Here is a 12026-nt window from a genome sequence, read left to right on the forward strand (position 1 = left end):
CGCCCCAGTCGCCCGTCTCATCCAGGAGTCCGCATGGAACGCGACCAGGCATCCAAGTTCATCAACGACCTGCTGCGCCTGCTGGTGTCGCGCGGCGGTTCGGACCTCTTCCTGACGTCCGAATTCCCGCCCGCCATCAAGGTCGACGGCAAGGTCACCAAGGTCTCGCCGCAGGCGCTGTCGGGCCAGCACACGCTGGCGCTGGCGCGTTCGGTCATGAACGACAAGCAGGCCGCCGAGTTCGAGCGCACGAAGGAATGCAACTTCGCCATCTCGCCGCAGGGCGTGGGCCGGTTCCGCGTCAACGCCTTCATGCAGCAGGGCCAGGTCGGCATGGTCTTCCGGACCATCCCGAAGGACCTGCCGAGCATCGACAAGCTGGGCCTGCCGTCGATCCTCAAGGACATCGTGATGACCAAGCGCGGGCTGGTCATCATGGTCGGCGCCACGGGCTCGGGCAAGAGCACCTCGCTGGCGGCGATGGTCGACCACCGCAACACGGTGGCCTATGACCACATCATCACGATCGAGGACCCGGTCGAGTTCGTGCACCCGCACAAGAACTGCATCGTCACGCAGCGCGAGATCGGCATCGACACGCTGGGCTGGGAGGCGGCGCTGAAGAACACGCTGCGCCAGGCGCCCGACGTGATCCTGATGGGCGAGATCCGCGACCGCGAGACGATGGAACACGCGGTCGCGTTCTCCGAGACCGGCCACCTGTGCCTGGCCACGCTGCACGCCAACAGCGCCAACCAGGCGCTCGACCGGATCGTCAACTTCTTCCCCGAGGAGCGCCGCAGCCAGCTGCTGATGGACCTGTCGCTGAACCTCAAGGCGATGGTCAGCCAGCGCCTGCTGGCGCGCGAGGAAGGCAACGGCCGCATCGCGGCGGTCGAGATCCTGCTGAACACGCCGCTGATCGCCGACCTGATCTTCAAGGGCGAGGTGGCCGAGATCAAGGAGATCATGAAGAAGAGCCGCGAGCTGGGCATGCAGACCTTCGACCAGTCGCTGTTCGACCTCTACGAGAGCCACTACATCAGCTACGAGGACGCCCTGCGCAACGCCGACTCGGTCAACGACCTGCGCCTGCAGATCAAGCTCAAGAGCCACCGCTCGCGCAACACCGACTTCGGCTCCGGGACGGAGCACCTGTCGATCGTCTGAAGCCCTTCAGGCCAGCACCCGCCCCGGATTCATGATGCCGAGCGGGTCGAGCGCCCGCTTGATGCGCCGCATCAGCGCCAGCGCGACGGGGTCGTGGCGGCGCGCGAGTTCGTCGCGCTTGAGGCGGCCGATGCCATGTTCGGCCGAGATCGTGCCGCCGAGCGTGCCGAGCAGGTCGTGGATGACGGCATTGACCGGCGCTTCCCAGCGGGCCAGGAACTCGGCCGGCGCGACGCCTTCGGGCGCCATCACGTTGTAGTGCAGGTTGCCGTCGCCCCAGTGGCCGAAATCGATATGGCGCGCACCCGGCACGAGTGCCTGCACGGCGGCATCGGCCCGGGCGACGAAGGCGGGAATGCGCGAGACCGGCACGGCGATGTCGTGCTTGATGTTCAGGCCGTCGGCCGCCTGGGCCAGCGGGATCGATTCGCGCAGGTGCCAGAACGCGGCGGACTGGCTCATCGACTGAGCCACCCAGGCATTGCCGGCCAGACCGTCGTCGATCGCGGCGGCCAGCACGTCTTCCAGCGTGCGGCGGGCGCGGCCCTCGTCGTGCGCGTCGGTGAGCTCCAGCAGCACGGTCCAGGCGGTCGACGGATCCGCCTGATCGGCCTGATCGGCGAGAGCCGCCGGCACGGCCTGCGGCAGGTGCCGGCCGACCAGCGCGATCGACGCGGCGTTCATCACCTCGAAGGCGGTCAGCGCGCCGCCGCTGCCGGCCAGCGCGCGCTGCAGCAGCGCGACGGCCGCGTCGGCGCTGGCGCAGCCGGCCAGCGCGGTGGCGGTGCCGCGTGGCTGCGGGTGCAGCCTGAGCACGGCGGCGGTGATGATGCCCAGCGTGCCCTCGCTGCCGATGTAGAGGTCGCGCAGGTCGTAGCCGGTGTTGTCCTTGCGCAGGCCGCGCAGGCCGTCCCAGACCTCGCCGGCGGGCGTCACGACCTCCAGCCCCAGGCACAGCTCGCGGGCGTTGCCGTAGCGCAGCACCTGCACGCCGCCGGCATTGCTGGCCAGGTTGCCGCCGACGCTGCAACTGCCTTCGGCGGCCAGGCTCAGCGGCAGCAGCAGGCCGTGTGCGGCGGCGGCCTGTTGCGCGGTCTGCAGGATGCAGCCGGCCTCGACGGTGATCGTCAGGTTGCGCACATCGACCGCGCGGATCGCGTCGAGCCGGCGCAGCGACAGCAGCAGCTCGCGGCCGCTCTCGTCCGGCGTCGAGCCGCCGACCAGGCCGGTGTTGCCGCCTTGGGGCACGACCGGCAGGCGGTGGGCACTGGCGATGCGCAGCACGGCGGCAACCTCGGCCGTGCTGCCCGGGCGGATGACGGCGGCGGCGCGGCCCAGGTAACGGCGGCGGCGGTCCTGCAGCCAGGGCTCGCCGTCGGCGCCGGCCAGCGCGTCACCGCTCAGGACATGGGCCGGGCCGACCGCTTCCTGCAGCGCCGCGAGCGCGGCTGGGGGCAGGGTGTCGGCGGGCATCGCGGGGCGCTCAGGCCGACGGGGCGCTTGCCGCAGCGGCGGCACGACCGGCCGCCAGCCGCAGCCGCACGTGCAGCGCGCAGTTGGTGAACAGCAGCAGCCCGATCACGACCTCCACGGCGGCCAGACGGGCGCCGAGACCGGCTTCGCTGGTGGCGCGCACGAGGCCTTCGGTGACATAGAGCCAGACGGCCAGGCTGAGCCAGCGGTACGTGTAGAGCCGCATGCGCCACAGGCCGGGCAGGGCGATCAGCAGCGGCAGGGCCTTGATGGCCAGCGTGCCGCGCCCGGTGGGGGCCCAGGACAGTTCCCAGGCCAGTGCCAGCGCGGCCAGCATCAGGGCGGTCATCACGGCGGCCCAGCGGGTCGCCTGGATGGCGGGGGACGGGGTGGAAGGCGTGGCCGGAACGGCGGGATCGGGGCGGTCGGACATCGGTCGGGGCCGCGTTGAAACGGTCGAGAAAAGGGCGGCTGGCATCATAGCCAGCATGTTCCCGAGCCCTGACCTGCACCTGCCGTCCCCGCCGCTCACGCGCATCCGCCGCCTGCGTGCGGCCACCCGCCTGGCCTGGCGTTCGCTGCAGACCTGGCCGTGGCTGGAGACGCTGCGCACGCTGCGGCAGCGCTTCCGCGAGGACCGGCTCGGCATCGCCGCCAGCAGCCTGACCTTCACCACCCTGATCGCGCTGGTGCCGCTGGCCACGGTGATGTTCGCGGTGTTCACCGCCTTCCCGATGTTCGGCAGCTTCCGCAAGGCGCTGGAGGTCTACTTCCTGCAGAACCTGGTGCCCGACCAGATCGCCAAGCCGGTGCTGCTGCAGCTGACCAGCTTCGCGACCAAGGCGCACCGGGTCGGCTCGGTCGGCCTGGTCTTCCTCGGCTTCACGGCCATCGCGCTGCTGCTGACGATCGACCGCGCGCTCAACGCCATCTGGCGGGTGCGCCGCCAGCGGCCGATCGCGCAGCGGGTGCTGGTGTACTGGGCCATCGCCACGCTGGGCCCGCTGATCGCCGGGGTCAGCCTGTCGCTGACCTCGTATGCACTGTCGGCCTCGAAGGGCTTCGTCAGCGCACTGCCCGGCGGTGTCGCGCTGCTGCTGGACCTGACCGAGTTCCTGCTGATGGCCAGCGGCATGGCCGCGCTCTACCGCTTCGTGCCGGCCACGCAGGTGCGCTGGGCCCATGCCTGGGCCGGGGGCCTGTTCGTGGCCATCGGCTTCGACCTGGCCAAGCGCGCGCTGGCGGTCTACCTGGCCGCCACGCCGGTCTACTCGACCATCTACGGCGCGTTCGCGGCGGTGCCGATCCTGCTGGTGTGGATCTACGTCAGCTGGGTCATCGTGCTGATGGGCGCGGTGATCGCCGCCTACGCCCCCAGCCTGCAGATGCGCGTGGTGCGCCCGGCCGCCTTGCCGGGCTGGCGCTTCACGCTGGCGCTGACGTTGCTGCGGGCACTGGCCGAACGCCGGGTCAGCGACCAGCGCGGGCTGGGCATCGCCGCGCTGGTCGAACGCCTGCATGTCGACCCGCTGCAGATCGATCCGCTGATCGAGCAGTTGGTGGCGCTGGACTGGGTCGGCCGGCTCGACGAGCCCGGCGACAGCCGCCTGGTGCTGCTGGTCGACCCGGCGGTCACGCCGCTGACGCCCTTGTGCGAGGCGCTGCTGCTGGCGCCCCAGCCTGCCAACCGCGCGTTCGCCGCCGCAGTCGGGTGGGGCGACCGCACGCTGGCCGATGCGCTGGCTGATGCACTGCCCGATGCGCTCGCCGCCGCGTCCGCCGGCCCGCAGACATCGAACTGAACTGAGCTGACTTTTCTCAGTTTTTCGCCCGATGGCCGCAGGCCGCGGGTTCCTAAGCTCGGGTTTCCAGTGGATCGCCCCGTCGATCACCACACGCCCAACAGGAACCCCATGCGCACCAACCTGCCCGTCAGCCAACGCGAGTACCCGTTCCCGAGAGGGACGACCCTTGTGTCGACGACCGACCTCCAGGGGCGCATCACGTACTGCAACCCGAGCTTCGTCCAGGTCAGCGGTTACAGCCGCGAGGAACTGCTCGGCCAGCCGCACAACCTGGTGCGCCACCCCGACATGCCCGAGGAGGCCTACCGCGACATGTGGGCCACGATCCAGGCCGGCCTGCCGTGGTCGGCTGCGGTCAAGAACCGTCGCAAGGACGGCGATCACTACTGGGTCATGGCCAACGTGACGCCGCTGATGGAGGGCGACCGCCCGGTCGGCTACATGAGCGTGCGCACCGAGGCCACGCGCGAGCAGATCCAGGCCGCCGAGGCCCTCTACGCGACGATGCGCGAGGAACGTGCGGCCGGTCGGCTGGTCCATGTGCTCGACCGTGGCGAGCTGAAGCGCCAGGGATTGGCCGGCCGCCTGCGTCGCCTGCTGTCGTTCGACGCCGCCCGTCAGGTCGCCGCCCTGCACCTGTTGACCGTGGCCGCCACCTGGGGCGTGGTCGAGCTGTCCGAGCACTTCGACACCGGCCGCTGGCCCTGGCTGCTGCTGCTGCCCATTGCCCTGGCCAATGGCGCATGGACCCGGCGCATCGCCTTCAACCCGATGGTCCGGCTGACCGACTACGCCAACCGCATCGCGGCCGGTGACCTGACCCAGCGTCTGGCCGTGCGCAGCCACGGCGTGATCGGCCAGTGCGAGCGGGCGCTGAACCAGCTGGGCGTGAACCTGCTGGCGATCGTCGGCGACGCGCGTTCGGGCGTGCACCACCTGCGCAGCACGGCTGGCGAGCTGGCCCAGGGCAACCAGGACCTGTCGGGGCGGACCGAGTCGCAGGCGTCGAGCCTCGAAGAGACGGCGGCGTCGATGGAACAGATCACCGGCACCGTGCGTCAGAGCGCCGAATCGGCCCGGGGTGCCGCCGCCTTCGCCGACCAGGTCAACGCCGTCACGCAGCGCACGGCGCAGGCGGTCGACGGCGTCAGCGCGACGATGCAGGAGATCAACCGCTCGTCGGCCCGCATCAACGAGATCATCGGCGTGATCGACGGCATCGCCTTCCAGACCAACATCCTGGCGCTGAACGCGGCGGTGGAAGCCGCCCGCGCTGGCGAGCAGGGCCGCGGCTTCGCGGTCGTCGCCGCCGAGGTCCGTTCGCTGGCCCAGCGCACGACCGGCGCGGCGCGCGAGGTCAAGCAGCTGATCCAGGACTCGACCGGCAAGGTCAGCGCCGGTGCCCAGCAGACCGAGCAGGCCCGCGCGACGATGGAAGAGGCGCTCGAATCGGTGCGCCGCATGGCCGCGCTGGTGGCCGAGATCGACACCGGCGCGGGCGAGCAGCTGACCGGCATCTCGCAGGTCAACGAGGCGGTCGCCCACATGGACGCGCTGACGCAGCAGAACGCCGCACTGGTCGAGCAGCTGGCCGCCGCCGCGATGGCGGTGCGCAGCGAGAGCGAGGCGGTCGCCGAGATCGTCAACGTGTTCCGGCTCAGCGAGTCGGAACACCGCGCCACGACCGATGCCGTGGCGTTGCGCCGCGACATGAAGGCGCAGCGCGCCGAGGCCTGATCAGGCGCCGTCAAGCGCCTTCCAGCGCCTTCCGCAGGGCCTTCAGCAGGCCTTCCGGATCCTCCTGCATCAGCTCGTGGCCGGCAGCCGGCAAGGTGTGCACGGCAGCGCCCAGGCGCGTGCAGACGTCGCGCGCGGCACGCGGCAGCGTCATGCGGTCGCGCGCCCCCAGGATGGCCGCGCTGCGCGTGCGGCCACCTTCGGCGATGCGCTGCGCGGCATCGAGCCCGCCCGCGTGGTCGTTGCACAGGCTGAAGTCGTGGTGGAACAGGTTGTGCGCCAGCCCGGCCACGCCGGCCGAACGGGCCAGCACCTGCCGCATCAGCTGGCGGCTGGCGCCGTGGTGCCAGGTGCCCGGCCCGGGGTTGCCGGGCTTGGCGCCCAGGCTGCTGTGGGCGAAGCTGACCACCATCTCAATGGCCTTGTGCGGGTCCAGCGCGGCCGTCTCCAGCAGGGCCGGCGAGACCGGCATCGGCACGGCGGTGCCGACCAGCACGAGGCGGTCGACCTGCACGGCGGCGTCGGCAGCAGCGCAGCGCGCGGCCGCCTCCAGCCCGATCAGCGAGCCCATGCTGTGGCCGACCAGCGCGGCGCGGCCCACGCCGAGCCGGCCGAGCAGGGCCAGCAGCGTGTCGGCCAGATCGGCCACGCTGGCCTGCACCGGACCGCCGCTGCGGCCGTGGCCGGGCAGGTCGACGGCGAGCACGCGCCAGCCGTGGTGCGCGAACCAGCGCGCCGGCAGGGTCCAGACGCTGTGGTCGTTCAAGGCGCCGTGGATGAAGACGACGACCGGGCGCTGCGCATCGTCCGACCAGGGCTTGCCGCCGGTGTAGGCGTACAGGTCGACCGGGCCGGCCGGCGTGGCGAGGGCTTGGATCAGCATCAGCGGCTCCCGGACGACGGGCCCGTGGGGGACGCGGCGGCCTTCTCGGCTGCCTTCAGCGCGCGCTTCAGGTCATCGACCAGGTCGTCGGCGCTCTCCAGCCCGATCGACAGCCGCACCGTGCCCGGGCCGATGCCGGCGGCGGCCAGCGCCGCGTCGTCCATCCGGAAGTGGGTGGTCGAGGCCGGGTGGATCACCAGCGAGCGGGCGTCGCCGACGTTGGCCAGGTGCGAGAAGATTTCCAGCGCATCGATGAAGGCGCGCCCGGCCGCCCGGCCGCCCTTCAGGTCGAAGCTGAAGACGGCCCCGCAGCCGCGCGGCAGCAGGCGTTGCGCCAGCGCGTGGTCCGGGTGGCCGGGCAGTTCCGGGTAGGCGACCCGTTCGACCCCGGCATGGCCGGCCAGGAACTCGACCACGCGGCGGGTGTTGTCGATGTGGCGCTGCATGCGCAGCGACAGCGTCTCGATGCCCTGCAGCATCAGCCAGGCGGTGTGCGGGCTCATGCAGGCGCCGAAGTCGCGCAGGCCCTCGCGGCGGGCGCGCAGGCCGAAGGCGGCGACGGGGCTTTCCTCGGCGAACACCATGCCGTGGAAGCCGGCGTAGGGCTCGCACAGTTCCGGGCAGCGGCCGTGCGCGTCGTGTGCGGCCTGCCAGTCGAAGTTGCCGCCGTCGACCAGCACGCCGCCGACGACGGTGCCGTGGCCGCACAGGAACTTGGTCGCCGAATGCATCACCAGGGCCGCGCCGAGTTCGGCCGGCCGCTGCAGCCAGGGCGTCGCGAAGGTGGCGTCGACCAGCAGCGGCAGGCCGTGGTCGCGGCCGAGCTGGGCCAGGGCGGGGATGTCCAGCACGTTCAGGCCGGGGTTGCCCAGCGTCTCGCCGAACAGCAGCCGGGTCTCGGGCCGGATCGCGGCACGCCAGGCATCCAGGTCGCCCGGCGGCACGAAGGTGGTCTGGATGCCCAGCCGCGGCAGCGTGTAGGCCAGCAGGTTGTGCGAGCCGCCGTACAGCGCGCTGCTGGCGACGATGTGATGGCCCGCGCCGGCCAGCGTCGTGATCGCCAGGTGCAGGGCGGCCTGACCGCTGGCGGTGGCCAGCGCACCGACGCCGCCGTCCAGCGCGGCCATGCGTTCCTCGAACACGGCGGTGGTCGGGTTCGACAGGCGGCTGTAGACGTGGCCGGGTCGTTCCAGGTTGAACAGCGAGGCCGCGTGTTCGGTCGACTCGAAGACGAAGGAGGTGCTCAGGTAGAGCGGCACCGCACGCGCGCCGGTGGCGCTGTCCGGGGGTGCTCCGGCATGGAGCGCGAGGGTGTCGAAACCAGGGTCCGAGACGCCTGTCATGGGGTTCTCCTCGTGTCGGGGCGGCGGGGATTGTGGGCTATATTGATTCGCAGGCGCCCTTGGCGCACCCATCGGTCAGGACGAGGAGAAATCAGATGAAAGTCAGCGACATCCTGCGCGTCAAGGGCAACACGCTGTTCACGGTGTCACCGGAACAGCCGCTGTCGGATGCCATCCAGGTCATGAGCGAGCACGACATCGGCTCGCTGGTGGTCATGCACCACGGTGACCTGGTCGGCATGCTGACCTTCCGCGAGGTCATCCAGGCGGTGGTCAAGAACGGCGGCGCGGTCGGCCAGTCGACGGTGCGTGGCGTGATGGACGATCACCCGCTGACCTGCACCCCGGCCACCGAGATCGACGAGGTCCGCCGCATGATGCTGGAGCGCCACGCGCGCTACATGCCGGTCCTGACCGAGCGCACGCTGATGGGCGTGATCTCGTTCTACGACGTCGCCAAGGCGGTGGTCGACAGCCAGGACTTCGAGAACCGCATGCTCAAGGCCTACATCCGCGACTGGCCGGTCGAGGAAGAGGCGGCCGACCAGGCCCGCGCGGCGCAGGCGACCGGGGGTTGAGCGCCGCCGGGACGGCGCCAAGTCGTCACCTGCATGAAAGAAGGGCACCGAAAGGTGCCCTTTGTCGTTGTGGCCGTCGCCTGGGTTCAGCCCGGTGCGCGCAGCACCATGTTCAACGTGACCGGCGCGGCGGTGGACAGGAAGTTCAGGCCCATCACCTGGCGCAGGGCTTCGACGCCGGCCTGCAGCCCGAAGGCTTGTGCGTCGACGACGATCGGTGCGCGGGTGGTGACCTGCAGCGAGCCGGTCGGCAGTCGCGTGATGCGCAGCGCCGCCTGCATCGGTTGACTCTGGCCCGCCAGCCGCAGGTAGCCGGCCAGGTCCAGATCCAGGCTGCCGTTCTCGCGCAGGCCATCGAGCGTGGCGGGATCGATCCGGGCGGTGAACGTGGCGCTGGGCGATGCGGCCACGTCGAACAGCATCGTGCGCAGACGCTCGTCGCGGAGGTCGATGCCGGTGCGCACGCTGGCCAGGTCGATGTCCAGCCAGATCGTGCCCTTGGCATCGAGACCGCCCTTGAAGCGGTCGAAGCGGTGAACCTCGACGATGCCGCCAGCCCCGGCAGCACCGGCCTTGATGCTGACGAAACGCAGCGACGAGGCGTCCGCGTCCACCATCATGGCCGTCCGCGGTCGTGGCGCGCTCCCCAGGGCGCAGGCGCCCAGGGCCAGTGTCAACGAGGCCACGGCGGCGGCGGCCAGTCGTCTGCATGAAGGCGGGATGTTCGGCATGCGCAGGTTCCAGGTGGGTGGGGCCGATGAAGGCCGAGGTCGGCAGCCCGCGCAGGGCCGCATCCTGCAGAACAGCGCAGGCACGCTGTTATTCCGCGTACCCAGCATCGACGACCTCAGGGTCGGTCCCCGGGAATAGAACCCGGCGCTGGGCTGTTCAGCGCTTCGAGAACCCCACCCGGGGTCGCTGCCGTGTACCCGGCAGTCGTGTGGCACCCGAGACGATGAACGACGACATCCAGGAACAACTCCCTCTGCTGCTGCCACGACTCTGGCGCTTTGCCTTGCGACTGACGCGCGACGTCCATGACGCGCAGGACCTCGTGCAGCTGTGCTGCGTGCGCGCGCTGGAACGTCGCGCGCAGTGGCGACCGGGCACATCGATGCTGAGCTGGCTGTTCGCGATCGAGCACTCGATCTGGGTCAACGAACTGCGCCGACCGCAACGCCTGCGCACCGAGAGCCTGGACATGGTCGACGCCGAGGGCGCGATCGGTGCGGAACTGCACCGCGACGTGATGGCCTCGGACCCGTTGCAGCAGGCCCACTACCGGCAGGTCGTCGCGTGCGTGGAGGCCCTGCCCGAGGCGCAACGCACGGTGATGCTGCTGGTCGCCGTCGAAGGGTTCAGCTACCGGGAGGCGTCCGAGATCATCGGCGTGCCCATCGGCACCGTCATGAGCCGGCTGGCGCGGGCCCGCTTGCGCATCGGTCAGTCGTTCGGGCGCGGCACGTCGGTGCTGCTGGCCTACAAGGAGGACCACCATGGACGTCGATGAAGAGCTTCTGCGCGCCTTTGTGGACGGTGAACTCGACGCCGGTCAGCGGCGCCAGGTCGAGGACGCCATCGCCGCCAGCCCGTCGCTGCAGGACACGCTGGCGGCCCTGCAGGCGAGTCGACTGCCGTACCGCGAGGCGTTCGATGCCCAGGCCTTGCCACCCGTGCCGCCCGAATTGGTCGGACATGTGAAGGGGCTGCTCGCCGATCGGCCCTGCTCGCGATCCGATGCCGGAGCCGATCGCCCGCCCGGATGCGGTGCCGGCCCCCACCAGCGCTCGCGACGGGCCTGCCTGTTCGCGGGCTTTGCCGCGTCGTTCGCCGCCGGGGCCTGCCTGCCGAAGGTGCTGGCGCTGTTCGGGGATGCCGGATCGGTGGTCGCGCAGAAGGAGCCCTGGGTCGAGGCGATCGCCCGGTACCACGCGCTGTACGTGCGCGAGACCATCGAGTGGGCCACGATGGCGCCGGAGACGCTGCCCGATCTGCTGGAGGGTTTCGACCCCGCCGTCCGCCCGCGTCTGCGGGTGCCCGACCTGGCGGCTGCGGGCCTGTCGTTCCGGCGCGCCCAGCGTCTGGGGCTGGGCTCGGAGCCGCTGATCCAGCTGGTCTACCTGCCGGCGCGGGGGCGACCGCTGGCGGTGTGTTTCCTGACCGCAGCCGGGCCGGCGTCGGCACCCCGCTACCTGAACATCGGTGCGCAGGGCGTCGTCGCCTGGCGTGCGGACGGGCTCGCCTTCGTCGTCGCCGGTGACCAGACGCCGCACGAGCTGAAGCGGCTGGTGACGATCATCCAGCCGCAGATCCTGTCCTGAGGTTCCGCCAGGGCGAACCCGACATCGGTCGGGTCGCCGCTGGCGTGTCGATCAGTGCATCGCCGCCTCGATCAGGCCCATCTCGGCGCCGCTCATCAGGGCCTCGATGTCCATCAGGATCAGCATGCGGTCGGCGACGTTGGCGATGCCGGTGATGTAGCTGGTGTCGACCGCCGCGCTGATGTCCGGTGCGGGGCGCACGGCCTCGCCGGGCAGTTCCAGCACGTCGGAGACCGAGTCGACCACCGCGCCGACGACGCGGCCGCGGATGTTCAGCACGATCACGACGGTGAAGCCGTTGTAGTCGGCGTTGTCGCAGCCGAACTTCAACCGCAGGTCGACGATCGGGACGATCACGCCGCGCAGGTTGACGACGCCCTTGAAGAACGGCGCCGCGTTGGCGATGCGGGTCGGCGGCTCGTAGGAGCGGATCTCCTGGACCTTCAGGATCTCGATGCCGTATTCCTCGCTTCCAAGCCGGAAGGTCAGGAACTCGCCACCCAGGTGGTTGGAGCTGGCCGCACCCTGTGCGGCACCGCTGACGGACCGGCCTGCCATGCCGCCGCTGCCGGCGTGGTTGCTGCTGGTGGCCGGGAGAGAGTCAAGAACCATGCTCATGGATTACCTCGGAGTGCGTTCGCGGGTCGGTCGGGTGACGTGACCCCGTCCCTGGCCATCCGGATGACCCGTGAAGGTGGAACCGAAGGCGGGGTGCT

Annotated in this window: 12 protein-coding genes; 6 read left to right on the forward strand and 6 right to left on the reverse strand. The window is 70.9% G+C overall.

The window, feature by feature from the left end; all coding sequences use genetic code 11:
- Window positions 1–33: 33 nt before the first annotated feature.
- Window positions 34–1170, forward strand: a complete 1137-nt coding sequence (locus ACWA7K_RS04035) for a PilT/PilU family type 4a pilus ATPase (RefSeq protein WP_456165884.1) — start codon at window positions 34–36, stop codon at window positions 1168–1170.
- Between the two features lie 6 nt (window positions 1171–1176).
- Here the strand turns inward: ACWA7K_RS04035 and ACWA7K_RS04040 are convergent, their stop codons facing one another.
- Both ACWA7K_RS04040 and ACWA7K_RS04045 read right to left on the reverse strand, forming a co-directional pair.
- Window positions 1177–2643: an FAD-binding oxidoreductase gene (locus tag ACWA7K_RS04040; protein WP_456165886.1), complete on the reverse strand. Its 1467-nt coding sequence runs from the start codon at window positions 2641–2643 to the stop codon at window positions 1177–1179.
- Window positions 2644–2653: 10 nt separating this feature from the next.
- The gene (locus ACWA7K_RS04045; protein ID WP_456165888.1) at window positions 2654–3076 is read right to left on the reverse strand and encodes a DUF2069 domain-containing protein; all 423 of its coding nucleotides are present in this window, start codon (window positions 3074–3076) and stop codon (window positions 2654–2656) included.
- Window positions 3077–3131: 55 nt separating this feature from the next.
- Between ACWA7K_RS04045 and ACWA7K_RS04050 the strand changes: the two genes are divergently transcribed.
- On the forward strand, window positions 3132–4445 hold the full coding sequence (locus ACWA7K_RS04050; protein WP_456165889.1) for a YihY family inner membrane protein: 1314 nt from the start codon (window positions 3132–3134) through the stop codon (window positions 4443–4445).
- A 111-nt stretch (window positions 4446–4556) separates the two neighbouring features.
- Window positions 4557–6185 (forward strand): methyl-accepting chemotaxis protein, encoded by a 1629-nt coding sequence (locus ACWA7K_RS04055; protein ID WP_456165891.1) that lies wholly within the window; start codon window positions 4557–4559, stop codon window positions 6183–6185.
- Between the two features lie 10 nt (window positions 6186–6195).
- On the opposite strand, the gene ACWA7K_RS04060 is transcribed toward ACWA7K_RS04055, so the two are convergent.
- On the reverse strand, window positions 6196–7068 hold the full coding sequence (locus tag ACWA7K_RS04060; RefSeq protein ID WP_456165893.1) for an alpha/beta fold hydrolase: 873 nt from the start codon (window positions 7066–7068) through the stop codon (window positions 6196–6198).
- On the reverse strand, window positions 7068–8411 hold the full coding sequence (locus tag ACWA7K_RS04065; RefSeq protein ID WP_456165895.1) for an O-acetylhomoserine aminocarboxypropyltransferase: 1344 nt from the start codon (window positions 8409–8411) through the stop codon (window positions 7068–7070). Before ACWA7K_RS04065 ends, ACWA7K_RS04060 begins: the two co-directional genes overlap by 1 nt.
- Before the next feature lie 95 nt (window positions 8412–8506).
- Here ACWA7K_RS04065 and ACWA7K_RS04070 point away from each other — a divergent pair, with 95 nt between their 5' ends.
- The gene (locus ACWA7K_RS04070) at window positions 8507–8989 is read left to right on the forward strand and encodes a CBS domain-containing protein (protein ID WP_456165897.1); all 483 of its coding nucleotides are present in this window, start codon (window positions 8507–8509) and stop codon (window positions 8987–8989) included.
- Window positions 8990–9075: 86 nt separating this feature from the next.
- Here the strand turns inward: ACWA7K_RS04070 and ACWA7K_RS04075 are convergent, their stop codons facing one another.
- On the reverse strand, window positions 9076–9609 hold the full coding sequence (locus tag ACWA7K_RS04075) for a YceI family protein (protein ID WP_456165899.1): 534 nt from the start codon (window positions 9607–9609) through the stop codon (window positions 9076–9078).
- A gap of 335 nt (window positions 9610–9944) precedes the next feature.
- Between ACWA7K_RS04075 and ACWA7K_RS04080 the strand changes: the two genes are divergently transcribed.
- Together ACWA7K_RS04080 and ACWA7K_RS04085 are read left to right on the forward strand one after the other, a co-directional pair.
- On the forward strand, window positions 9945–10499 hold the full coding sequence (locus ACWA7K_RS04080; RefSeq protein ID WP_456165901.1) for an RNA polymerase sigma factor: 555 nt from the start codon (window positions 9945–9947) through the stop codon (window positions 10497–10499).
- Window positions 10486–11310: an anti-sigma factor family protein gene (locus ACWA7K_RS04085; RefSeq protein WP_456165903.1), complete on the forward strand. Its 825-nt coding sequence runs from the start codon at window positions 10486–10488 to the stop codon at window positions 11308–11310. The genes ACWA7K_RS04080 and ACWA7K_RS04085 overlap by 14 nt, the downstream gene beginning before the upstream one ends.
- Before the next feature lie 51 nt (window positions 11311–11361).
- Here the strand turns inward: ACWA7K_RS04085 and ACWA7K_RS04090 are convergent, their stop codons facing one another.
- Window positions 11362–11868: a chemotaxis protein CheW gene (locus ACWA7K_RS04090; protein WP_456168677.1), complete on the reverse strand. Its 507-nt coding sequence runs from the start codon at window positions 11866–11868 to the stop codon at window positions 11362–11364.
- Window positions 11869–12026: the final 158 nt, after the last annotated feature.

It is taken from the genome of Leptothrix mechoopdaensis (SeqCode) (assembly GCF_053893855.1).